This is a genomic window from Mesorhizobium sp. CC13, from assembly GCF_039907765.1.
Lineage (GTDB): Bacteria > Pseudomonadota > Alphaproteobacteria > Rhizobiales > Rhizobiaceae > Aminobacter.
This window is the reverse complement of the sequence record NZ_JARDJI010000036.1, coordinates 1-23,297: the sequence shown is the minus strand read 5'-3', so window position 1 is coordinate 23,297 and position 23,297 is coordinate 1. Positions and strand designations below refer to the sequence as shown.

Annotated in this window: 21 protein-coding genes and 1 pseudogene; 20 read left to right on the top strand and 2 right to left on the bottom strand. The window is 65.8% G+C overall.

Annotation, left to right across the window (positions count from 1 at the left end; translation table 11 throughout):
• The 4 genes and pseudogenes from PV773_RS24605 to PV773_RS24590 all read left to right on the top strand — a co-directional run.
• Positions 1-135, top strand: a pseudogene (locus PV773_RS24605) (homoserine dehydrogenase); the annotation flags it as partial.
• Positions 136-137: 2 nt separating this feature from the next.
• On the top strand, positions 138-1,166 hold the full coding sequence (locus PV773_RS24600) for a thiamine pyrophosphate-dependent dehydrogenase E1 component subunit alpha (RefSeq protein WP_347968899.1): 1,029 nt from the start codon (positions 138-140) through the stop codon (positions 1,164-1,166).
• A complete protein-coding gene (locus tag PV773_RS24595) occupies positions 1,167-2,165 on the top strand; it encodes an alpha-ketoacid dehydrogenase subunit beta (protein ID WP_347968898.1) in 999 nt (332 codons plus the stop codon).
• A gap of 3 nt (positions 2,166-2,168) precedes the next feature.
• Positions 2,169-3,518, top strand: a complete 1,350-nt coding sequence (locus PV773_RS24590; RefSeq protein WP_347968897.1) for an acetoin dehydrogenase dihydrolipoyllysine-residue acetyltransferase subunit — start codon at positions 2,169-2,171, stop codon at positions 3,516-3,518.
• A gap of 293 nt (positions 3,519-3,811) precedes the next feature.
• Here PV773_RS24590 and PV773_RS24585 read toward each other — a convergent pair whose 3' ends face one another.
• Both PV773_RS24585 and PV773_RS24580 read right to left on the bottom strand, forming a co-directional pair.
• Entirely contained in the window at positions 3,812-4,480 is a 669-nt protein-coding gene (locus PV773_RS24585; protein WP_347968896.1) for an HAD family phosphatase, read from the bottom strand.
• Between the two features lie 100 nt (positions 4,481-4,580).
• Positions 4,581-5,210 carry a hypothetical protein gene (locus tag PV773_RS24580; protein ID WP_347968895.1) on the bottom strand — a complete coding sequence of 210 codons (630 nt, stop codon included), beginning with the start codon at positions 5,208-5,210 and terminating at the stop codon, positions 4,581-4,583.
• Between the two features lie 192 nt (positions 5,211-5,402).
• Here PV773_RS24580 and PV773_RS24575 point away from each other — a divergent pair, with 192 nt between their 5' ends.
• The 16 genes from PV773_RS24575 to PV773_RS24500 all read left to right on the top strand — a co-directional run bounded on the left by PV773_RS24575 (position 5,403) and on the right by PV773_RS24500 (position 23,237).
• Positions 5,403-5,837, top strand: a complete 435-nt coding sequence (locus PV773_RS24575) for a transcriptional regulator GutM (protein ID WP_347968894.1) — start codon at positions 5,403-5,405, stop codon at positions 5,835-5,837.
• Positions 5,838-5,892: 55 nt separating this feature from the next.
• Positions 5,893-6,651 carry a PTS glucitol/sorbitol transporter subunit IIC gene (locus PV773_RS24570; protein WP_347968893.1) on the top strand — a complete coding sequence of 253 codons (759 nt, stop codon included), beginning with the start codon at positions 5,893-5,895 and terminating at the stop codon, positions 6,649-6,651.
• Positions 6,652-6,666: 15 nt separating this feature from the next.
• On the top strand, positions 6,667-7,680 hold the full coding sequence (locus PV773_RS24565) for a PTS glucitol/sorbitol transporter subunit IIB (RefSeq protein WP_347968892.1): 1,014 nt from the start codon (positions 6,667-6,669) through the stop codon (positions 7,678-7,680).
• A gap of 119 nt (positions 7,681-7,799) precedes the next feature.
• Positions 7,800-8,180, top strand: coding sequence for a PTS glucitol/sorbitol transporter subunit IIA (locus tag PV773_RS24560; RefSeq protein ID WP_347968891.1), 381 nt, complete (start codon positions 7,800-7,802; stop codon positions 8,178-8,180).
• A gap of 48 nt (positions 8,181-8,228) precedes the next feature.
• Complete coding sequence (ptsP, locus tag PV773_RS24555) at positions 8,229-10,208, top strand: phosphoenolpyruvate--protein phosphotransferase (protein ID WP_347968890.1); 1,980 nt, start codon at positions 8,229-8,231, stop codon at positions 10,206-10,208.
• 675 nt (positions 10,209-10,883) lie between these two features.
• The gene (mdh, locus tag PV773_RS24550; RefSeq protein ID WP_340040800.1) at positions 10,884-11,852 is read left to right on the top strand and encodes a malate dehydrogenase; all 969 of its coding nucleotides are present in this window, start codon (positions 10,884-10,886) and stop codon (positions 11,850-11,852) included.
• 10 nt (positions 11,853-11,862) lie between these two features.
• Complete coding sequence (sucC, locus tag PV773_RS24545) at positions 11,863-13,059, top strand: ADP-forming succinate--CoA ligase subunit beta (RefSeq protein ID WP_347968889.1); 1,197 nt, start codon at positions 11,863-11,865, stop codon at positions 13,057-13,059.
• A 3-nt stretch (positions 13,060-13,062) separates the two neighbouring features.
• Positions 13,063-13,965 (top strand): succinate--CoA ligase subunit alpha, encoded by a 903-nt coding sequence (sucD, locus tag PV773_RS24540; RefSeq protein WP_347968888.1) that lies wholly within the window; start codon positions 13,063-13,065, stop codon positions 13,963-13,965.
• Positions 13,966-14,080: 115 nt separating this feature from the next.
• A complete protein-coding gene (locus tag PV773_RS24535) occupies positions 14,081-17,068 on the top strand; it encodes a 2-oxoglutarate dehydrogenase E1 component (protein WP_347968887.1) in 2,988 nt (995 codons plus the stop codon).
• A 25-nt stretch (positions 17,069-17,093) separates the two neighbouring features.
• The gene (gene odhB, locus PV773_RS24530; protein WP_347968886.1) at positions 17,094-18,356 is read left to right on the top strand and encodes a 2-oxoglutarate dehydrogenase complex dihydrolipoyllysine-residue succinyltransferase; all 1,263 of its coding nucleotides are present in this window, start codon (positions 17,094-17,096) and stop codon (positions 18,354-18,356) included.
• A 67-nt stretch (positions 18,357-18,423) separates the two neighbouring features.
• Complete coding sequence (locus PV773_RS24525) at positions 18,424-18,855, top strand: VOC family protein (RefSeq protein ID WP_347968885.1); 432 nt, start codon at positions 18,424-18,426, stop codon at positions 18,853-18,855.
• Positions 18,852-19,496, top strand: coding sequence for a LysE family transporter (locus PV773_RS24520; RefSeq protein WP_347968884.1), 645 nt, complete (start codon positions 18,852-18,854; stop codon positions 19,494-19,496). The genes PV773_RS24525 and PV773_RS24520 overlap by 4 nt, the downstream gene beginning before the upstream one ends.
• A complete protein-coding gene (locus tag PV773_RS24515; protein ID WP_347968883.1) occupies positions 19,496-19,990 on the top strand; it encodes a hypothetical protein in 495 nt (164 codons plus the stop codon). The genes PV773_RS24520 and PV773_RS24515 overlap by 1 nt, the downstream gene beginning before the upstream one ends.
• Positions 19,987-20,742 carry an SDR family oxidoreductase gene (locus PV773_RS24510; protein WP_347968882.1) on the top strand — a complete coding sequence of 252 codons (756 nt, stop codon included), beginning with the start codon at positions 19,987-19,989 and terminating at the stop codon, positions 20,740-20,742. The genes PV773_RS24515 and PV773_RS24510 overlap by 4 nt, the downstream gene beginning before the upstream one ends.
• Before the next feature lie 25 nt (positions 20,743-20,767).
• Positions 20,768-22,174, top strand: coding sequence for a dihydrolipoyl dehydrogenase (lpdA, locus tag PV773_RS24505; RefSeq protein ID WP_347968881.1), 1,407 nt, complete (start codon positions 20,768-20,770; stop codon positions 22,172-22,174).
• 571 nt (positions 22,175-22,745) lie between these two features.
• Positions 22,746-23,237, top strand: a complete 492-nt coding sequence (locus PV773_RS24500) for a DUF2867 domain-containing protein (protein WP_347968880.1) — start codon at positions 22,746-22,748, stop codon at positions 23,235-23,237.
• The last annotated feature ends 60 nt before the right edge of the window (positions 23,238-23,297 follow it).

The window sequence follows — 23,297 nt, the reverse complement described above, 5'->3', positions numbered from 1 at the left end:
CAGGGCGGCACCGTCACCGCCCCGATCAAGAAGGGCGAGCTCATCACCTATGCCAACGCCGCCGTCGCACCGGGCTCGAAGATCGCAGAGCTCAGGGCACGCCAGGACCGGCTGGTCTATGGGGCGGAGGCGTGACCGTGGCCCAGGCTAAGACCAAGGACCTGCCAGCAGGCGTGAACCTGCCTTTCATCTACCGGGAATACAGCGCCGACAGGCTGAAACAGGCGCTGCACAAGATGTATCTCATCCGCCAGTTCGAAGAGGGCGCGGAAGAGTCCTACATGCGCGGCCTGATCCACGGAACGATGCACCTGTCCATCGGCCAGGAGGCGAGCGCCATGGGCATCTGCATGCCGCTCACCAATGACGACCAGATCACCTCGACCCATCGCGGCCATGGCCACTGCATCGCCAAGGGCGCGGAGGTGTCGAGGATGTTCGCCGAGTTCTTCGGCAAGACCACGGGCTATTGCCGCGGCCGCGGCGGCTCGATGCATATCGCCGACGTGACGACGGGCAATCTCGGCGCCAACGGCATCGTCGGCGGCGGCATCCCGATTGCCGTGGGAGCGGCGCTGACGGCCAAGCGCCTGAAGTCGGACCGCGTCGTCGTCTCCTTCTTCGGCGACGGTGCCAACAACGAGGGCGCCTTCCACGAGGCGCTCAACATGGCTTCGCTGTGGAAGCTGCCGGTCATCTTCGTCTGCGAGAACAACGGCTACGGCATGTCGACTTCGATGGCCCGCTCGACGGCGGTGCCGAATGTCGCCGACCGCGCCGCTGCCTATTCGATGCCGGGCGTGATCGTCGACGGCAACGTGCTGTCCGAAGTCGCCGAAGCCAGCCACGAGGCGGTGCGGCGTGCGCGCGCCGGCGAAGGTCCGACGCTGATCGAGTCCAAGACCTACCGCTATCGCGGTCACTCCAAGAGCGACCGCAACCGCTACCGCACCAAAGAGGAGATCGAGGACTGGATGACCAACCGCGATCCCATCGTCCGCTTCGAAAGCGAGCTGATGGAGTTCGGCATCATCGACATGACCGGCATCAGGACCATCCGCGAGGCTGTGCGCAAGGAAATCGCCGACGGCATCGAGTTCGCCAAGGCGAGCCCGTCGCCCGAGATCCGCAACCTCGAGCGCTACGTCTACACGGAGACCGCATAAATGGATCAGGCCGTGCGCGAGCTGAGCTATGCCCAGGCGATCCAGGAAGCCATGGCGATCGCCCTGGAGACCGACGAGCGCGTGTTCCTGATGGGCGAGGACATCGGCGTCTATGGCGGCGCCTTCCAGGTGACCGGCGACCTGGTCGAGCGTTTCGGCGCCGACCGCGTCATCGACACGCCGATCTCGGAACTCGGCGGCGCCGGCGTTGCCGTCGGTGCGGCGGTGACAGGCTTGCGTCCTATCTTCGAGTTCCAGTTCTCCGACTTCGCCACGCTCGCCATGGAGCAGATCGTCAACCAGGCCGCCAAGATGCGCTACATGCTCGGCGGCGCGGTGTCAGTGCCCGTGGTCATGCGCTTTCCGGCCGGTTCGGGCACTGGTGCTGCCGCCCAGCACAGCCAGAGCCTCGAAGCCTGGCTCGGCCATGTGCCGGGGCTGAAGGTCATCCAGCCGGCGACGCCGCACGACGTCAAGGGCATGCTGCTCGCCGCCGTGGCCGATCCCGACCCGGTGATGATCTTCGAGCACAAGCTGCTCTACAAGACCAAGGGCCCGGTGCCCGAGGGCTACTATACCGTGCCGATCGGCAAGGCCGAGATCCGCCGCGAAGGCCGCGACCTCACCATCGTCGCGACCTCGATCATGGTGCACAAGGCGCTCGAGGCTGCCCGGACGCTCGAGGCCGAAGGAATCGATGTCGAGGTCGTCGATCTGCGCACCGTCCGCCCCATGGACAAGGAGACCGTCATAGAAAGCGTCAAGAAGACGTCGCGGCTGCTCTGCGTCTACGAGGGCGTGAAGACGCTCGGCGTCGGCGCCGAAGTCAGCGCCATGATCGCCGAGAGCGAGGCCTTCGACTTCCTCGACGCGCCGATCGTGCGCCTCGGCGGTGCCGAGACGCCGGTGCCCTACAACCCGGAACTGGAAAAGGCGACCGTGCCGCAGGTGCCAGACATCCTGGCCGCCGCGCGCAGCCTCGCTGCTGGGAGCCGCTAGGCCATGCCGGTCGAAGTCATCCTGCCCAAGGTCGACATGGACATGGCGACCGGGCGCATCTCGCGCTGGTTCGTCGGCGAGGGTGCCGTGGTCAAGAAAGGCGACCTGCTGTTCGAGATCGAGACCGACAAGGCGGCGATGGAGATCGACGCCCCGGCCACGGGCACCATTCGCAACATCTCCGGCAAGGAAGGCATCGACATTCCGGTCGGCGAAGCCGTCGCCTGGATCTATTCCGAGGGTGAGGTTTCCAAGCCGGCTAATGAACCGGCGGCGAAGCCTGCGAAGGCCGCAGCCATCGCCGTTGAACCGGCCGCCGCTGAAACCGTGACGGCAAAGCCGGTTGCCGCAGCACCGTCCATCAATGCGCCGTCCAACGGCACGCGCGCCACGCCGCTGGCCCGTCGTCTCGCCGCGGAAGCCGGGCTCGCGCTCGACGCCATCGCAGGCTCCGGCCCTCGTGGCCGTGTCATGCGCAAGGACGTCGAGGCGGCAATTCCGGCAGAAGCCCCCGCAACGGCCAAGCCAGCCCCCATCGTTTCCAGGTCGCCGGCATCCTCCCAGCCGCGACCGGCGCCCCAGCGGGCTGCTGGAGCGGCACCGCTGAACTTCGCCTGGCTGCGACAGGGCGAAGGGCGTCCGATCGTTCTGATCCACGGCTTCGGCGCCGATTTGAACAGCTGGCGGCCGATGCTGGCAGCCGGACCCGTCGACGCGCCGCTGCTGGCGCTCGACTTGCCCGGACATGGTGGATCTCCGCGCCAGACGCCTATTGATCTCGACGCCATTGCGGCCGATGTCGAGGCGACGCTTGCCGCGCTCGATGTCGGGCCGGCGCTGCTGGTCGGCCACTCGTTCGGCGGTGCTGTCTCGGCAACTGTCGCCGCGCGCGGCCATGCCGACGTGCGTGCCCTGGCGCTGATCGCGCCGGCAGGCCTCGGCCCCGAGATCAACGGCGCCTTCCTGCAGGGCTTCGTGCGGGCGAAAAGCGAGGCGAGCCTGATGCCATGGCTCAGGCAACTGGTCGCCGACGAGCAGGTGCTGTCGAAACCCTTCGTCAACGCCACGCTGGCGCAGGCAGCCGATGCCGAGCTGCGCACAGCACAGGGCGAGATCGCCGACCGGTTCTTCGCCGACGGCACCCAGACCTTCGATATTAGGGGGCTCATCGCCGCCCTGCGTGTTCCGGTGCGCGTCATCGTTGGCGCCAACGATCGGATCATCCCGGCCAGCCAGTCGCTGGGCCTTCCCGGCGAGGTGGCATTGCACGTGTTCCCGGCTACCGGCCACATGCCGCAGGTCGAGCGCCGCGAGCAGGTGCTGAAGATCCTGCTGGAGATGGCGCGGGCGTAAGCGCCGCCGGGCCAGCCGATAAATGTGCCCCTCACCCTTGCCCTCTCCCCGCACGCGGGGAGAGGGGGACGTGGGCGCAACCGCTTTGTCCTTCACCCGTATCGGCGGTAACAGCTACCGTATCCGACAGGAACAACGCCGCCATTGCGGCGGCAGGGAAGGGCGCAACGCTGAAGCAGCGCTCCTCTCCCTGTCCCTTTACGGGGAGAGGATGCCGGCAGGCAGGTGAGGGGCGGCGCGAACGTCGGCCAATCATCTATCAAACCGCCAACTGCCCCTGACGCAAATCCGTCTCAGATAAACCCGCGCTCGCGCAGTTCAGCGGCGACCTCGTCCCAGCTACCGCAAACCACCGCAGCACCGGCGTCCAGGAGTTCCGGGCCGTGGCCGTCATGGGTGTGGCCGCCGCCGATGTAGCCGATGGCCGTCATGCCGGCTGCAACGGCGCCTTGGACGCCGTAGCGCGAGTCCTCGATGACCACCGAGCGCTCGGGCGCGAAGCCCATCTTTTCGGCGGCGTGGAGGAAGATGTCCGGCGCCGGTTTGCCGTTCTTGACCATCGACGAGCTGAAGATCGACGGGCCGAAATAATGTGCCAGCCCGGTCACCTCGAGGCTGTGGTTGATGCGCTCGACCGACGAGGATGACGCCACGCAGCGGGCGACTTCGAGCCCGGACAGGAAGCCCGCAATGTCGAGCGTCGAGGCCAACTGTTCGGTGAACAGCGCCTTGGTTTCGCCCCAGATGTCGCCGGTGGCGTGGTCTGGCAGCAGCTGGCCGGTGAGCTGGTGGATCTTGGCGATGATGTCGGCCTGCTTCATGCCGACGCAATGCGAGATCACCTCAGCCTCGATCGCGAGCCCGTTCCTGGCATAGGCGCGCACATAGGCGAGCGCTGCCAGCGGCTCGCTGTCGACCAGCACGCCGTCGCAATCGAAAATCACCAGGCTGTTGTTGGGCAAGTCAGTCTCCAGGAAACGTCTGCGGCACTGGGGCCGCCATTGGTCAAAGCGCGGCCGCAGCGGTCATGCTGCGTTGCCGCCGCGGTGGGTGGTTGAGAATCTAGCCTTGTCCGATGGCCTGCGGGCGCGGCGAGGCCTGAAGTGCGCGCTGCATGGCGTTGCGCTCTTCAGGCAGGTCGGGCGCCAGCCAATTGGGCTCGGCGCCGAGGAAGCGGTCGAGATAGGCGACCGCGTAGCTTGGCATCTCCGAGGTGTTCTCCTTGTAGGACCACCAGGTCCTGAGGTCGTCGGCGCAGGCGTCGAGGGCAGGGGCCTGGCCGAATTCCTGCTCGAACACGGCCGCGATCGCACAGACGCAGTAGTTGGTATAGACGAACCCCTCCGGCCAGAAGCGCACGATCTCGGGCGCTTCCTCGCTGGCCTTGGCTGGGGCCGTGCCTGCCGCACGCACCGGCGACTGCCTGATCAGTTCCTTGAGCGCCAGGCCGGCGGCAAAGACGATGAAGTCGGCCCGGTCCAGCCGCGCATAGGATTTCTGCGCGTTTACGATCTCCACCCAGTCGAGGAAGATGCGGGTGAGCTTCTTCTCGTCGATCTCGAAGCGGATGCCGTAGCGCGCGCTCACGGCGCGGGCGCTGTTGCGGAAGGTTGCGCGGAACCACCGCAGCTGTCTCAGCCGGTGGCCGAGGTCGGGAACGAGAGCCATTTCGTTCTTGAAGAAAAGATCCATCGTCGCTGCGCTCCTGACCGTCGGAAGATAACACCGCAGGGCGATATGCCAAACGCTGTGGTGGACTGCATCCCGCTTCCGGGTCGTTTCAACTTATACATATTGACATTTATAAAGACAAATGTTCTCTGATCGATATGTGAGTGGCCGGGCTTCCGGCCGCGCTCTGGAGGCTTCGGGAGGAAGGGCCCTATGGCGATCTGGCAATGGGGATTGCTGCTTTTGGCGCTCGTCTGGGCGCTGCAGTCGCTCGGCGTCTGGCTGCAGATGCGGCATTATTCCGACGTCTTCAAGGGCATCACCGAGAAATACCAGGACGGCTATGTCGGCGCCGGCAACTGCCGCGGCCGTTTCGGCAAGGGCACGATCGCGCTGGCGGTGGTCACGCCCGACCTGGTGGTCCGGCGACTGCTGACGATGACCGGCCGCTCGGTCTTCGCCAAGTTCCGCCGGCACGAAAATCTCGAGGGCATGACCCTCGATCAGCTCCGGTCCAATCCCGCGGTCCTGGGAGAGGGGGAAGCCGGTGTGGCGGAAGCCGTGAGGAAGACGGTCGAGCAGATCGACCGTGCACGGCTCGAGCCGAAGGGGCCCGGCCTGTCGGGCCTCGAGCCAGTGCGTACTTAGGGAGGCAACCTGCGGGGCGGAAGTCTCGTCGGGGCGAGGATATCAAGGAGGAGAAATGTCAGTCCTGACTATGTTGGCGCAGCATGCCGACATGGCCGTGCAGAACCTGCATGTGGCGGGTTCGATGGCAACGGATGCTGCAATTCACGGCAAGCTGGCCGTCAAGGGAGCGGCGAACGATCTGGTCGTACTCGCCCAGGCGAGCAGCGACATCACCGTCGAGCAGTTCAAGGAAAAGCTCAACACCGTTGCCCAGGAGGAGCAGCTCGGCTGGCTCACCAGCATCGGCAAATACTTCATCGGCATCTTCCAGAAGGGCGGCGAGGTCTTCGCCGGCTTCGTCACCGGCATCATCCCGACGCTGGTGGTGCTGATGACCGCCTTCTACGCGCTGACCGAACTCGTCGGCGAGGAGAGGGTGCACGGCATCGCCCGCGGCGCCGGACGCATCGCGCTCACCCGCTACACCGTGCTGCCACTGATCTCGGTGTTCTTCCTGACCAATCCGATGGCCTACACCTTCGGCTCGTTCCTGGAAGAAAAGCACAAGCCGGCCTTCTATGACGCGGCCGTGTCCTACGTGCACCCGCCGCTCGGCCTGTTCCCGCACATCAACCCCGGCGAATATTTCGTCTGGGGCGGCATCCTCGTGGCTCTGCTCGAGCTCGAGAAGAAGGGCGCGGTTCCCGGCGGCTACCACATCCAGGTGGCCATCTGGTACGCCATCGTCGGCCTCGTCGTCATCCTGCTCAAGGGCATGCTGACCGAGCGCATCACCGCCATCATGGCACGCCGCCAAGGCGTCGAGCTGTAAGGCGGGGAGGAAGACATGGCCAATTCCTACAAGGCAGTCAAAATCTCCCGCGGCAAGAGCGGCTGGGGCGGTCCCCTGGTCGTGCAGCCGACCTCGCAGCGCAACAAGGTGGTCTCGGTCACCGGCGGCGGCATCCACCCGGTGGCGGCCCGCATCGCAGAGATGACCGGCGCCGAAGCCGTCGACGGCTTCAAGTCGCCGCCCGTCGAAGGCGAAATGGCGGTCGTGGTGGTCGATTGCGGCGGCACCGCCCGCTGCGGCGTTTATCCGCGCAAGCGCATCCCTACGGTCAATCTTACCCCGGTGGGGCAGGCGGGTCCGCTTGCCCAGTTCATCACGGAGGACATCTACGTGTCAGGCGTCAGGGAGGACAACATCGCCATGGCCGACGGTTCCGAGGCAGTGACGTCGGCCGGCGTCTCGGGTCATAACTCCAGCCCGGCGTCCTTCGCGACGGCCGCCGCCAAGGTGCCGCCCGCGACTTCCGGCGAGGGCGGCTTCATCGGCCTCGTCGCCGGCATCGGTCGCATCATGGGTCGTGTCGTCGGCATCTTCTTCAACGCCGGCCGCCGCACCATCGACCAGGTCGTCCGCAACGTCCTGCCGTTCATGGCGTTCGTGACCATGCTGATCGGCCTGATCCTCTACACCGGCATCGGCGACGTGCTGGCCCAGCCGATGGGGCCGCTGGCCAACAACATCGTCGGCCTGCTGATCATCTCGGCCATCTGCGGCCTGCCGTTCCTGTCGCCCATCCTCGGGCCGGGCGCGGTCATCGCCCAGGTCATCGGCGTGGCGATCATCGGCCCGCAGATCGCCAACGGCACGATCTCGCCCGCCATGGCCTTGCCGGCGCTCTTCGCCTACAACACCCAGGTCGGCTGCGATTTCGTGCCGGTCGGGCTGGCGCTGGGCGAAGCCAAGCCCAAGACGATCGAGATCGGCGTTCCGGCGGTTCTGATCAGCCGCCAGATCATGGGCCCGGTGTCGGTGCTCATCGCTTGGCTGGTCAGCCTCGTCGTCTTCTGAGACCTGGCCAGGCGGCGGGTCTTATCCGCCGCCTGGCATGCTTCGTCGTCGGTCGTTTGCCGGCGAAATACAAGGACTCCAGGCAGGCGCTGCCTCGGGCGTAGAGAAAAGGCTTCGACATGTCGGTTCACCTCAAGACTCACATCACGGCAATCGGACCGGAGGTGGCGGAGCTGGCCGAAGGCGGCGTGCTGATCCTGTTCGCAGACGGCGCCCCGCCGGAACTGGCCGAGGTGTCGGTGCTGCACAAGACCGAGGTCGGGCCAAGCGACGCCGCTCCCGCAGTCGGCTCGGCCATCGCCATAGGCGAACTGACCGGAACCATCACTGCCATGGGCGACAGCGCCTGGAACAAGGTGCGCGAGATCGGCCACGTGGTCATCAATTTCAACGGCGCGGCCGCCGCCGAGAGGCCAGGCGAGATCTGCGCCTCGGCGATCGACGGCGAGTTGCTCGTCGCCGCGCTCAAGCATGGTGCCGCCATCACCATCGGCCGCTGATTGCCGCCCCCGACGCGGCTATACTGAACTCGAACAAGAGACCGGACCATGGAACGCTCGACGATCGTCAGAGTGCACGAAGGGCTGCATGCCCGGCCCGCCACCCGCTTCGTCAAGCTCGCCAAGAGCTTCGAGAGCGAGGTCGAGATCGTCAAGGACGGCAAGTCGGCCAGCGCCAAGAGCGCGGTCAAGCTGATGCTGCTCGCCGTCAAGGAAAACGATGAGGTGACAATCCGCACCAGGGGCGCCGACGAGATCGAGGCCGTGGAGGCGCTGATCGGCTATCTCGAGAACCCGCTCGCCGGTCTCGCCGAGGAGCAGGCCCCGGCTGAGCCGGATGCCGCAGCCGCCGCGGACGTGACGCTCCAGGTCGAGCCGGGCAGGCCGGCTGCGGTCGAGGAAGAGATTGCCGGCGCACTGAAGGGCGTGGCCGCCTCGGAAGGTTATGCCGTGGGTGCGGCCTTCGCCCACTTCCCGCCCGAGATCAAGCCGGAGCGCCGCACGCTCTCGACCGGCGAGATGGAGGCGGAGCTCGTCCGCTTCACTGACGCCGTCGAGGCCGTGCAGGCGCGCATGAACGCCTCGCTCGCCTCCGAGACGCTGTCGGCCAACGACCGCGGCATCATCGCCGCCCTGCGCGACATCGCCGCCGACGACGAGCTGCGCGACGAGGTCACCGCGTCCATCAAAACCGGCAGCGACGCGGTGACCGCCGTCATCGGCGCCGCCACCAGGATCGCCGCCCAGTTCGGCCAGGTCGACGATCCCTATCTCAACGCCCGTGCCGACGACGTTCAGTCGGTCGGCCGCCAGATCTGCCTGGCGCTGCTCGGCCAGGCCGACGCCAGCCTCGACGATATTCCCCCTGGTGCCATCCTGGTCGCCGAGGACATCGGCGCCTGGGACCTGGCCCGCGCGCCGCTCAAGCGCATCGGCGGTATCGTCTGCGGCCATGGCGGCGCGACCTCGCACATCGCCATCATCGCCCGCGCCCACGGCATTCCCGCCGTGCTCGGCATGGGCGCGCAGGTGCACGAACTCGGCAGGGCCCGCGCGGTTGCGCTCGACGGCCATCGCGGCCATGTCGTCGCCAATCCGGAGGGCGCCGTTCTCGCCGGCTTCCGCGCCCGCATCGACGAGGCCGCGCGCGAGCGCGAGGCGCTGAAGGCGTTCCGCGACACCACGCCCCGGCGCACCGACGGAACCGTAATCGAAGTCGCCGCCAATATCGGCTCGCTGGAAGAGATCGACGCTGCCCGCGAGGCGGGCGCCATGGGCGTCGGCCTGTTCCGCACCGAGCTTCTGTTCATGCGCCACATGCACCTGCCGTCGGAGGACATGCAGGCCGAGACCTATGCGGCGCTGGCCAAGGCCTTCGCGCCCTATCCCGTCATCGTGCGCACGCTCGACATCGGCGGTGACAAGCCGATTTCGGGCATCGAGTTCCCCGACGAGGAGAACCCGTTCCTCGGCTGGCGCGGTATCCGCATGTGCCTCGACCGGCCCGACATCTTCAAGCCGCAGCTCCGGGCGCTGTTGCGCGCCGCCGTCCACGGCAACGTCAAGGTAATGCTGCCGATGGTCTCCGACATCGGTGAAGTGCGCGCCGCGCGCGCCTTGATCGACACCTGCAAGGCCGAACTCACGGCCGAGAAAATTGCCTTCGGCGCGTTCCAGCTCGGCGTCATGATCGAGACGCCGGCGGCGGTGCTGATCGCACCTGCACTGGCGAAGGAAGTCGCCTTCTTCTCCATCGGCACCAACGACCTCACCCAGTACATCATGGCGGCCGACAGGCTGAACCCGACGGTCGCCAGGCTCAACGACGTCACCAATGTCGCGGTGATGTCGGCGATCGAGATGACCGCGCGGGCGGGGGTGGCGGCCGGCATCATGGTCGGCATGTGCGGCGAGGCGGCCGGGCGGCCCGACCTCATCCCCGAGTTCCTGCGCATGGGCCTGACCGAACTGTCGATGAGCCCGGCCTCGATCCAGCGGGCGAAGAAGACGATCGCCGAACTCGCTTAGGCGGGCGTTTCGAACTCTTGTGCCCGGTCCCCGCCGGGCAGGTTTTGCCGACCGCATGTCGGCACTCCCCAACCGCTTGGCCAAACGGTCGATGGTAGGCCCCCGGCCGTCCTGGCGCGGGGGTCGTGGATATATGACGAATGTCTCGACAGGATCCGCTCGTTGCCGAGCCACGGCTGCTAGCAGTCGAGATCGAATGAGGCGGCCGGCGATGCAGCGGCGCTGCCGGCCAAGCCCCCCCCGACCTCGTCGACATAACGATCCGTCGGCATTCTACCCGGCGATGGGCCATGTCCGCCGTCTGCGCCACAACCTGGCCATCATCGAGCGCCACGAAGGGAAGGCGGGCGGCGAGGCAGGTTGCCACGGCGACGGCATCCCCCGCGACGTTGCCGATAAGGGCTGCGTCGCTGCGCACCAGCCATCGTATGAAGATCGCAGACATGGACGTTTCTTCACCTTCCGTTTGCACTTTCGTCACAAATCTTTGACGTTTACGTAAATCCCGAAGTATCTAACCGATTGAAAAAATTGAGCAGGAAATAATCGGTTGAATATTTTCGATCGCAGGTCTATTGCGAGCTGCTCATTTTGGCCGCATCGCCGCGGCCTCCTCGCCCAAACCTGTTTCACCCCGCCGTCACGGCGTCGTCAAAGGCAAAGGGAAATTCCTTCATGGCACGTAACAAGATAGCCCTCATCGGCTCGGGCATGATTGGCGGCACGCTCGCCCACATGGTCGGCCTCAAGGACCTCGGCGACGTGGTCCTGTTCGACATCGCCGAGGGCATTCCGCAGGGCAAGGGCCTGGACATCGCCCAGTCCTCGACGGTCGACGGCTTCGACTCGCGCTACACCGGCGTCAACGATTATGCCGGCATCGAGGGCGCCGATGTCTGCATCGTCACCGCCGGCGTGCCGCGCAAGCCGGGCATGAGCCGCGACGACCTGCTCGGCATCAACCTCAAGGTCATGGAACAGGTCGGCGCCGGCATCAAGAAATACGCGCCGAAGGCCTTCGTCATCTGCATCACCAACCCGCTCGACGCCATGGTGTGGGCGCTGCAGAAGTTCTCGGGCCTGCCCAAGAGCCATGTCGTCGGCATGGCCGGCGTGCTCGACTCGGCCCGCTTCCGCTATTTCCTGTCCGAGGAGTTCAAGGTCTCGGTCGAGGACGTCAGCGCCATGACGCTCGGCGGCCACGGTGACGACATGGTGCCGCTGGTGCGCTACTCGACCGTCGCCGGCATTCCGCTGCCGGATCTCGTCAAGATGGGCTGGACCAGCCAGGAGAAGCTCGACGCCATCGTCGAGCGCACCCGCAAGGGCGGTGGCGAGATCGTCGGCCTGCTCAAGACCGGCTCGGCCTACTACGCGCCGGCCTCGTCGGCGATCGCCATGGCCGAATCCTACCTCAAGGACAAGAAGCGCGTGCTGCCCTGCGCCACGCACCTGTCGGGCCAGTATGGCATCAAGGACATGTATGTCGGCGTGCCGGTGGTGATCGGCGCCGGTGGCGTCGAGCGCGTCATCGAGCTCGATTTCAACAAGGCCGAGCAGAAGATGTTCGAGAAGTCGGTCGAGGCCGTGAAGGGCCTCTGCGACGCCTGCGTGGCGATCGCGCCGAACCTCGGCAAGAAGTAAGGGGTTTTCGATGAACATCCACGAATATCAGGGCAAGCAGCTGCTCAAGGGTTATGGTGCGCCCGTCGCCGACGGCGTGCCGGTCTTCAAGGTCGAGGAAGCGGAGGCCGCCGCCAAGGCGCTGCCCGGCCCGCTCTACGTGGTGAAGAGCCAGATCCACGCCGGCGGCCGCGGCAAGGGCAAGTTCAAGGAACTGCCCACTGAGGCCAAGGGCGGCGTCCGCCTCGCCAAGTCGATCGAAGAGGTCGTCGCCTTCTCCAGGGAGATGCTGGGCAACACGCTGGTGACCAAGCAGACCGGCCCCGCCGGCAAGCAGGTCAACCGCCTCTACATCGAGGATGGCGCCGACATCGACCGCGAGCTGTACCTGTCGATCCTGGTCGACCGTTCGGTCGGCCGCATCGCCTTCGTCGTCTCGACCGAAGGCGGCATGGACATCGAGGCGGTCGCCCACGACACGCCGGAGAAGATCATCACGGTTGCGATCGACCCGGAAGCCGGCGTGACCGCTGCCGACGTCGCCAAGCTCAACGATGCGCTGAAGCTGTCGGGCGAGGCTGCCAAGGACGGCGAGACGCTGTTCCCGATCCTCTACAAGGCGTTCGTCGAGAAGGACATGAGCCTGCTCGAGGTCAACCCGCTGATCGTCATGACCAACGGCCGCCTGCGCGTTCTCGACGCCAAGATCTCGTTCGACAACAACGCGCTGTTCCGCCATGCCGACGTGGTCGAGCTGCGCGACACGACCGAGGAAGACGCCAAGGAAATCGAGGCGTCGAAGTATGACCTCGCCTATGTGGCCCTCGACGGCAACATCGGCTGCATGGTCAACGGCGCCGGCCTGGCGATGGCCACCATGGACATCATCAAGCTCTACGGCGCCGAGCCCGCCAACTTCCTCGACGTCGGGGGCGGCGCTTCGAAGGAGAAGGTGACGGCGGCGTTCAAGATCATCACCGCGGACCCCGCGGTCGAAGGCATCCTGATCAACATCTTCGGCGGCATCATGAAGTGCGATGTCATCGCCGAGGGCGTGATTGCGGCGGTCAAGGAAGTGGGCCTCAAGGTTCCGCTGGTCGTGCGCCTCGAAGGCACCAATGCCGAACTCGGCAAGAAGATCATCAACGAGAGCGGGCTGAACGTCACCTCGGCCGACGACCTCGACGACGCGGCGAAGAAGATCGTCGCTGCGGTGAAGGGGAACTAATCAATGTCCATTCTCATCGACAAGAACACCAAGATCCTGGTGCAGGGCCTGACCGGCAAGACCGGCACGTTCCACACCGAACAGGCGCTGGCCTATCACGGCACCAAGATGGTCGGCGGCATCCACCCCAAGAAGGGCGGCGAAAACTGGACCGGCGCCAAGGGCGAGACCCTGCCGATCTTCGCATCGGTCGCCGAAGGCAAGGAAAAGACCGGCGCCAACGCGTCCGTGGTCTATGTCCCGCCGGCAGGTGCAGCCGAGGCGATCCTCGAGGCGATCGAAGCCGAGATCCCGCTGATCGTCTGCATCACCGAGGGCATCCCGGTCACCGACATGATCAAGGTCAAGGCGCGCCTCGACCGCTCGTCGTCGCGCCTGATCGGCCCGAACTGCCCGGGCATCGTGACGCCCGACCAGTGCAAGATCGGCATCATGCCGGGCAACATCTTCCGCAAGGGTTCGGTCGGCGTTGTCTCGCGCTCGGGAACGCTTACCTATGAGGCGGTGTTCCAGACCACCAATGCCGGCCTTGGCCAGACCACGGCCGTCGGCATCGGCGGCGACCCGGTCAAGGGCACGGAATTCATCGACATGCTCGAGATGTTCCTGGCCGACGAAGAGACCAAGTCGATCATCATGATCGGCGAAATCGGCGGCTCGGCCGAAGAGGACGCCGCGCAGTTCCTCATCGACGAGGCCAAGCGCGGCCGTAAGAAGCCGATGGCCGGCTTCATCGCCGGACGCACCGCACCGGAAGGCCGCACCATGGGCCACGCCGGCGCCGTGATCTCGGGCGGCAAGGGCGGTGCGGAAGACAAGATCGCGGCCATGGAGGCAGCGGGCATCCGCGTGTCGCCGTCGCCGGCACGTCTCGGCACCACGCTGGTCGAGGCGATCAAGGGCTAAGGCAATAGGGGAGTAGGGCAATAGGGCAGCAGGTGATCGAACCTTTTACCCTACTGCCTTACTCCCCTACTCCCTTTCAAAAAGGAGACGGAGCCAGAGGCTCCGCAGGACAAAGATGGCACGATCAGATCAGGCCAACGACCAATTTTCCCTCACCTCGTTCCTCTATGGCGGCAACGCCGACTATATCGAGGCGCTGCACGCCGCCTATCTCGACGACCCTGAATCGGTCGACGCTGAATGGCGCGATTTCTTCGGCGCCCTGAAGGACGACGCCGGCGACATCCGCAAGAACGCCAAGGGCGCATCCTGGTCGCGGCCGAGCTGGCCGCTGCAGGCCAATGGCGAACTGGTCTCGGCGCTGGACGGCAACTGGGGCCTGGTCGAGAAGGCGATCGAAAAGAAGGTCAGGGACAAGGCCGCCGCCGAGGGCGTCAAGCCGTCGCCGATCGACGTGCTCCAGGCGACGCGCGATTCCGTGCGCGCCATCATGATGATCCGCGCCTACCGCATGCGCGGCCACCTGCACGCCAATCTCGATCCGCTCGGCATCGCCAAGCCGCTCGAGGACTACAACGAGCTGTCGCCCGAGGCCTACGGCTTCACCGCCGCCGACTACGACCGTCCGATCTTCATCGACCATGTGCTCGGCCTCGAATACGCGACGATCCGCGAGATGCTCGAGATTCTGAAGCGCACCTACTGCTCGACGCTCGGCGTCGAGTTCATGCATATCTCCGATCCCGAGGAGAAGGCGTGGATCCAGGCCCGCATCGAGGGTCCGGACAAGGCCATCGCCTTCACCGCCGAGGGCAAGAAGGCGATCCTGTCCAAGCTGATCGAGGCCGAGGGCTTCGAGCAGTTCATCGACGTCAAGTACAAGGGCACCAAGCGCTTCGGCCTCGACGGCGGCGAGTCGCTGATCCCGGCGCTCGAGCAGATCATCAAGCGCGGCGGCGCGCTCGGCCTCAACGAGGTCGTGCTCGGCATGGCGCACCGCGGCCGCCTCAACGTCTTGACCAACGTGATGGCCAAGCCCCACCGCGCCGTATTCCACGAGTTCAAGGGCGGCTCCTACGCGCCCGACGACGTCGAAGGCTCGGGCGACGTGAAGTACCATCTCGGCGCCTCGTCGGACCGCGAGTTCGACGGCAACAAGGTACACCTGTCCTTGACCGCCAACCCCTCGCACCTCGAGATCGTCGATCCCGTGGTGATGGGCAAGGCCCGCGCCAAGCAGGACCAGCTGTTCGGCCGCGCCCGCGGCGAGATCGTGCCGCAGGAAGAGCGCGCCAAGGTGATGCCGCTTCTGCTGCACGGCGATGCGGCGTTTGCCGGCCAGGGCGTGATCGCCGAAATCCTCGGCCTATCGGGCCTGCGCGGCCACCGCGTCGCCGGCACGCTGCACGTCATCATCAACAACCAGATCGGCTTCACCACCAACCCGCGCTTCTCGCGATCGTCGCCCTATCCGTCGGATGTGGCGAAGATGATCGAGGCGCCGATCTTCCACGTCAACGGCGACGATCCGGAAGCGGTGGTGTTCGCGGCCAAGGTCGCGACCGAATTCCGCATGAAGTTCCACAAGCCGGTCGTGGTGGACATGTTCTGCTACCGCCGCTTCGGCCACAACGAAGGCGACGAGCCAGGCTTCACCCAGCCGATCATGTACCGTTCGATCCGCACGCATAAGACGGTGGTGCAGGTCTATGCGGACAAGCTGATCAGCGAAGGCCTGCTGAACCAGTCCGAGGTCGACCAGATGCGTGCCGACTGGCGCGCCAACCTCGAAACCGAGTTCGAGGCCGGCCAGGCCTACAAGCCCAACAAGGCCGATTGGCTCGACGGTCAGTGGTCGGGCCTGCGCGCCGCCGACAACCAGGACGAGCTTCGCCGCGGCAAGACCGCCGTGCCGGTGAAGACGCTGAAGGAGATCGGCAAGAAGCTGACCGAGGTGCCGAAGGACTTCGAAGTCCACCGCACCATCGCGCGCTTCCTCGAAAACCGCCGCCAGGCGATCGAATCGGGCGAAGGCCTCGACTGGGCGACGGCAGAATCGCTGGCGTTCGGCTCGATCCTGCTCGACGGCAATCCGATCCGCCTGTCGGGCCAGGATTCCGAGCGCGGCACCTTCTCGCAGCGCCACACCGTGCTCTACGACCAGCGCGACGAGAACCGCTACATCCCGCTCAACAACCTGTCGGCGGCGCAGGCCGGCTACGAGGTCATCAACTCGATGCTCTCGGAAGAGGCGGTGCTCGGCTTCGAATACGGCTACAGCCTCGCCGAGCCGAAGGCGCTGACCTTGTGGGAAGCCCAGTTCGGCGACTTCGCCAACGGCGCCCAGGTGGTGTTCGACCAGTTCATCTCGTCGGGCGAGCGCAAGTGGCTGCGCATGTCGGGCCTCGTCTGCCTCCTGCCGCACGGCTACGAAGGCCAGGGCCCCGAGCACTCCTCGGCGCGCCTCGAACGCTTCCTCCAGCTTTGCGCCGAAGACAACATGCAGGTGGCCAACGTCACCACCCCGGCCAACTACTTCCACATCCTGCGCCGGCAGCTGAAGCGCGATTTCCGCAAGCCGCTGATCCTGATGACGCCGAAGTCGCTGCTGCGCCACAAGCGGGCGGTGTCTTCGCTATCGGAGATCTCGGGCGAGAGCTCGTTCCACCGCCTGCTGTGGGACGACGCCCAGTATCTCGGCAACGAGCCGATCAAGCTGGTCAAGGATTCGAAGATCCGCCGCGTCGTGCTCTGCACCGGCAAGGTCTATTACGACCTCTACGAGGAGCGCGAGAAGCGCGGCATCGACGACATCTACCTGCTGCGCGTCGAGCAGCTCTACCCGTTCCCGGCCAAGGCGCTGATCACCGAGCTCAGCCGCTTCCGCAACGCGGAGATGGTGTGGTGCCAGGAAGAGCCCAAGAACATGGGTGCGTGGTCGTTCATCGACCCGTATCTGGAATGGGTTCTCGCCCATATCGACGCCAAGCACCAGCGCGTGCGCTACACCGGCCGTCCGGCCGCCGCCTCCCCGGCGACGGGCCTGATGTCCAAGCACCTGGCGCAGCTGCAGGCATTCCTCGACGACGCCCTCGGCGAATAACTTCAAGAAAACGGACAGGCAAAAAATGGCTACCGAAATCCGTGTCCCCACCCTCGGCGAATCCGTGTCCGAGGCGACCATCGGCAAGTGGTTCAAAAAGGTCGGCGACGTGATCGCCGCCGACGAGCCGCTGGTCGAGCTCGAGACCGACAAGGTCACCATCGAAGTGCCGGCCCCGGCTGCCGGCGTGCTGGCCGAGCAGACCGTCAAGGAAGGCGAGACCGTCGGCGTCGCAGCCCTGCTCGGCACCATTGCCGCCGGCAACGGTGCGCCCGCGACGAAGCCCGAGGCCGTTGCCCAGGCGTCGGCACCGACCGCCGCCTCGACCGTCAAGGAGGCAGTCGCCCAGACCGCTTCCGTCGCCGGTGCCCCGCCCATCGAGGAGCGCAAGATGCCGCCGGCGCCGGCTGCGGCCAAGCTGCTCGCCGAGGCCAACATCGCGGTCGACCAGATCGCCGGCTCCGGCAAGCGCGGCCAGGTTCTCAAGGGCGATGTGCTCGACGCCATCGCCAAGGGCGTTTCGGCTCCGGCCGCGGCTCCGGTTGCCGCTCCTGTCGTTGCGCGCGCGCCGTCGAGCACTGAAGATGCCCCGCGCGAAGAGCGCGTGCGCATGACCAAGCTGCGCCAGACGATCGCCCGCCGCCTCAAGGAGGCGCAGTCGACGGCTGCCATGCTGACCACCTTCAACGAGGTGGACATGAGCGCGGTGATGGCGCTGCGTTCGAAGTACAAGGACGTGTTCGAGAAGAAGCATGGCGTGAAGCTCGGCTTCATGGGCTTCTTCACCAAGGCGGTGACGCATGCGCTGAAGGAAATCCCGGCGGTCAACGCCGAGATCGACGGCACCGACATCATCTACAAGAACTTTGCCCATGTCGGCGTCGCCGTCGGCACGGACAAGGGCTTGGTGGTGCCGGTGGTTCGTGACGCCGACCAGATGTCGATCGCCGAGATCGAGAAGGAAATCGGTCGTCTCGGCCTCGCCGCGCGCGATGGCAAGCTGTCGGTCGCCGACATGCAGGGCGGCACCTTCACCATCTCCAACGGCGGTGTCTACGGCTCGCTGATGTCGACCCCGATCCTGAACGCACCGCAGTCGGGCATCCTCGGCATGCACAAGATCCAGGACCGTCCGGTCGTGGTCGGCGGCCAGATCGTCATCCGCCCGATGATGTATCTGGCGCTGTCCTACGATCACCGCATCGTCGACGGCAAGGAAGCCGTGACCTTCCTGGTCCGCGTCAAGGACAGCCTGGAAGATCCGGAGCGTCTGGTTCTCGACCTCTGAGGCACAAGCGTGTAGAGCGGGCTTGAGAAAAGCCCGCTCTGGTTGCGCTCGCCGAAAGGACCGGCTCATGGCCTTCGAACCGGACATTCCCCCGATCCAGGTGCATCTCTGCGTCAAGGGCGGCAAAGAAGCGATCGCCTTCTACGAGAAGGCGTTCGACGCCGTCGAGACCTTCGAGCAGATGGCCGAGGACGGCGTGCGCGTGCTGCATGCCAACCTCACCATGTTCGGCAGCGAGGTGATGCTGCACGACGAGTTTCCCGAATTCGGAGCCGACGTGCTGTCGCCGCTGACGCGCGGCGGGGCGAGCCTCACCGTCAACATCAACCTGAAGACACCGGCCGAGGTCGATCGCGCGATCGTTAAGGCCGCGGCCGCCGGCGCCGCCATCGCCATGCCGCCCGGCGACATGTTCTGGGGTGCGCGCTACGGGCGCGTGCGCGACCCGTTCGGCCATGTCTGGGCATTCAACGCGCCGCTGGCGGAGGGCAAGGTATGACGCAGTACGTTCTCGAGTTTGCCGGCCTGCTGGCGGTGTTTTCGGTGCTGATGGTGGTGCCGGGCGCCGACTTCGTCATGGTCGTGCGCCAGAGCGTGGTGCATGGCCGCCGCGCCGCCATCATCACCAGCTTCGGCATTGGTACGTCGCTGCTGTTCCACGTCAGCTACACCATCCTCGGCATCGGGCTGATCGTGTCGAAGTCGCTGTTGCTGTTTTCCATGCTGAAGTGGGCGGGTGCCGCCTATCTTCTCTATCTCGGCATCAAGGCGCTGCGCGCCGACCCGATGGAAATGGCTTCCATCGACATGCAGCAAGGCGGCAACCAGGCCAAGGCCATTTCGGCGGTGCGCTGCTTCCTGATGGGGTTCGTGACCAACGCGCTCAACCCCAAGGCGGTGCTGTTTTTCGTTCCCCTGTTCACGGCGATGGTCAGCCACGAGACTCCGGCCGCGGTGAAGGGCGTCTACGGCCTGCTGATGGCCGTGGTGCTGATCGCCTGGTTCGTCGGCGTGTCGATGTTCTTCACCATGGCGTCGGTGCGCGAGCGCTTCGTTGCCTGGGGCCGCTGGTTCAACAAGGCGACCGGCATGATCTTCATCGGGCTTGGCGTGAAGCTTGCAACGGTGCAGGCCGGCTGATGCGGTTTGCGGCTCTGATCCCGGCTGTTGCGATGCTGTCGGCGACGCCGGCCATTGCCGCATGCCCGATCGAGCTCTCGGTCTATGGCGACCGCGACAAGGCGGCGTCGATCGATTTCCGCCCGACGCTGGAATCGGCCGCCGTCACCAACAGCTTCAAGATGGTGCTGGACAATTCCATCGTGCTCGACGGCGTCGTGATGTGGTCGACGGAGGTCGGGCGGCCCAACGGCATGCTGATGTACCAGTGCCCCGAAGGCGACGTGACCGGCGAGGAGCTGGACGCCTGTACGGTGTGGCAGGGCGTCATCTACGGCGTCGACGAACAGGGCAGGGTTTCGCTGCTGCCGCGCGAGAAAACCGGGTCGGCGGCGCCCAAGCAGCTGATCTTCGCGGATCTCGGCCATTCGCTGCGCATGTCGGCGGCCTACGGGCCGGCCGGGTTCTCGAAAGTGCCATGGGACGTGTTCGAGCTGCAGGGGTGCCAGGAATGAGCGCTCGGGGCAAAGTCCTGCTGGTGACCGGCGGCAGCCGCGGCATAGGCGCCGCCATCTGCCGGCTGGCCGTCGCGGCAGGCTATCGCGTGGCGCTCAACTACGCCGCCAACGAAGCCGCGGCCAAAGCTCTGGTGGCGGAGCTTGAAGCTGCCGGCGGCGAGGCCATCGCGATCAAGGGCGACGTCGGCAGCGAGGCCGACGTGCTTTCGATGTTCGGCGAGGTCGACCGGACCTTCGGCAGGCTCGACGCCTTCGTCAACAATGCCGGCGTGGTCGACATGAAGGCGCGCGTCGATGAGATGAGTGCAGCCAGGATCGAGCGCATGATGCGCATCAACGTCGTCGGTTCGATCCTGTGCGCCCGCGAGGCGGTGAGGCGCATGTCGTCGCTGCATGGCGGCGCGGGCGGGGCGATCGTCAACATCTCGTCTGCGGCGGCGACGCTCGGTTCGCCCGGCGAGTATGTCGACTATGCCGCTTCGAAGGGCGCGATCGACACCTTCACCATCGGCCTTGCACGCGAGGTCGCGACGGAAGGCGTCAGGGTGAACGCGGTCCGTCCGGGCATCATCGATACGGAAATCCACGCCTCGGGCGGACAGCCCGACCGCATCGCTGCCATTCGCGGCCTCGTGCCCATGAAGCGCGAAGGCCAGGCACAAGAAGTTGCCCAGGCCGTGATTTGGCTTTTGTCGGACGCGGCCTCATATACGACGGGCTCGATTTTGAACGTGAGCGGCGGCCGCTGACCGCCCCCAAGAGAAGGACAAGAACATGGCATATGATGTCGTCGTCATCGGATCCGGCCCCGGCGGCTATGTGTGCGCCATCAAGGCGGCACAGCTCGGCCTGAAGACGGCCGTGATCGAGAAGCGCGACACGTTCGGCGGCACCTGCCTGAACATCGGCTGCATCCCCTCCAAGGCGCTGCTGCATGCCTCGGAGATGCTGGCCGACGCTCAGCATTCCTTCGACGCGCTCGGCGTCGAAGTCGGCACGCCGAAGCTCAACCTGACGAAGATGATGGCGCACAAGGACGCGACCGTGGCTTCCAACGTCAACGGCGTGTCGTTCCTGTTCAAGAAGAACAAGATCGACAGCTTCAAGGGCACCGGCAAGGTGCTGGGCGCGGGCAAGGTTGCGGTGGTCGGCGACGACGGAAAGACCCAGGAGATCGAGACCAGGAACATCGTGATTGCCACGGGTTCCGACGTTGCCGGCATTCCGGGCGTCGATGTCGCCTTCGACGAGAAGGTGATCATCTCGTCCACCGGCGCGCTGGAGCTGGATAAGGTTCCCGGCCACCTGGTGGTGGTCGGCGGCGGCGTCATCGGCCTCGAGCTCGGCTCTGTGTGGGCGCGCCTCGGCGCCAAGGTGACGGTGGTCGAGTATCTCGACACCATCCTGGGCGGCATGGACGGCGACGTCGCCAAGCAGTTCCAGCGCATGCTCGCCAAGCAGGGCTTCGAGTTCAAGCTCGGCTCCAAGGTGACCGGTGCGGCCAAGGCCAAGAGGGGCGCGACCGTGACCTTCGAACCGGTCAAGGGCGGCGCTGCCGAGACCATCGAGGCGGATGTCGTGCTGGTCGCCACCGGCCGCAAGCCCTACACCGACGGCCTCGGCCTCAAGGAGGCCGGCGTCGAGATGGACGAGCGCGGCCGGGTCAAGACCGACGGCCACCTGCGCACCAACGTTGCCGGCATCTACGCCATCGGCGACGTGGTCGCCGGCCCGATGCTGGCGCACAAGGCCGAGGACGAGGGCGTGGCCGTTGCCGAGATCATCGCCGGCCAGGCCGGCCATGTGAACTACGACGTCATTCCCGGCGTCGTCTACACCAGCCCGGAAGTGGCATCGGTGGGCAAGACCGAGGAAGAACTCAAGAAGGCCGGAACAGCCTACAAGGTGGGCAAATTCCCGTTCACGGCCAACGGCCGTGCCCGCGCCATGCTGCACACCGACGGTTTCGTCAAGGTTCTGGCCGACAAGGACAGCGACAGGGTGCTGGGCGTGCACATCGTCGGCTTCGGCGCCGGCGAGATGATCCACGAGGCGGCGGTGCTGATGGAGTTCGGTGGCTCGTCCGAAGACCTCGGCCGCACCTGCCACGCCCATCCGACCATGTCTGAAGCAGTGAAGGAGGCGGCACTCGCCACCTTCTTCAAGCCGATCCACATGTAGTCGCCGGGTAGAGTTCGCGACACGAAACGGCCCGCTCGGTGAGCGGGCCGTTTTGCTTTGTGCCGACTGTCAGCCGCCCGAAGGCGCAGGAGCCGTGGTGCCGCCGCCGGAAGGCGCGGGCTCGGCGGGCGCCGGCGTTGACGGGGCAGGCGCGGGCTCGGCCGGGGCGGGAGCGGTGGTCGAAGGCGCCGGGGCCGGTTCAGGGGCAGGAGCTGGCGTGCTTGCCGCGGGCGGCTCCGCCGGTGCAGGCGCTTCACCTGTCTTCGGACCGAATATGTAATAGGCCACAGCCGCGAGCAGCACGACGATGATGGCTATCAGCCATGTGCTGCCCATGTTGGACTGGCGTGCAGGTGGGCGGCCTGGATCTGGATTGTTCACCATTAAGAGTCTCCCTCAGCTATGCTCCGCAATCATTGCGTGAACACCGCAATCAACGCGCGAATTGGCTTTCGGTTTCACAATGGCGTGAAATTTTGGAAACGAACGCTGCCGCGGCGGCGTTTCGCCACGCCGCAAAGGCCTCCAAGGCGGGCTACGATCGGCTGTTCTGCCATCGGGGATCCGTGACATGCCTCAGTTGCCGAGCCTTCCCAGCACCGACGAACTGCTTCCCGGCGCGAGTTTTTCCGACCGCTTCGCCATTGTGGTGACCGGACAGGCCCTTGACGCAGCCACCTCCGCCAGGCGGGCCTTCGGCAACCGTCCGGCCTGGATCGGCGGTCTGATGGCGTTGCGCAACCTGCTTGTCCGGCCGTTCGGCCTGAAGACGCGGCTGGCCGACGCCCCGCCGCGGCTGGAGCGGATGGGGATGTTTCCTGTTTTCAGCCAGTCGGCGTCTCGGGTCGTGCTCGGGCTCGACGATCGCCATCTCGATTTCCGGCTGCTGGTCGAGGTCGAGGATCTCGGCGAGGGACGGCAGGAGGTCAGCGCGTCAACGCTGGTCAGGCCGCACAACCGGCTGGGGCACGCCTATCTCGCTATCGTCATGCCGTTCCACCGGGTCATCGTGCCGGCGATGCTGGCGCAGGTCGCCAACGCCGGCGCTAGAGCGGATTTCTGATTGATTGAATCATTTGGGATTCCTGTTTTGAGCAGATTGTGATTCAAGATGCTGGCTGGG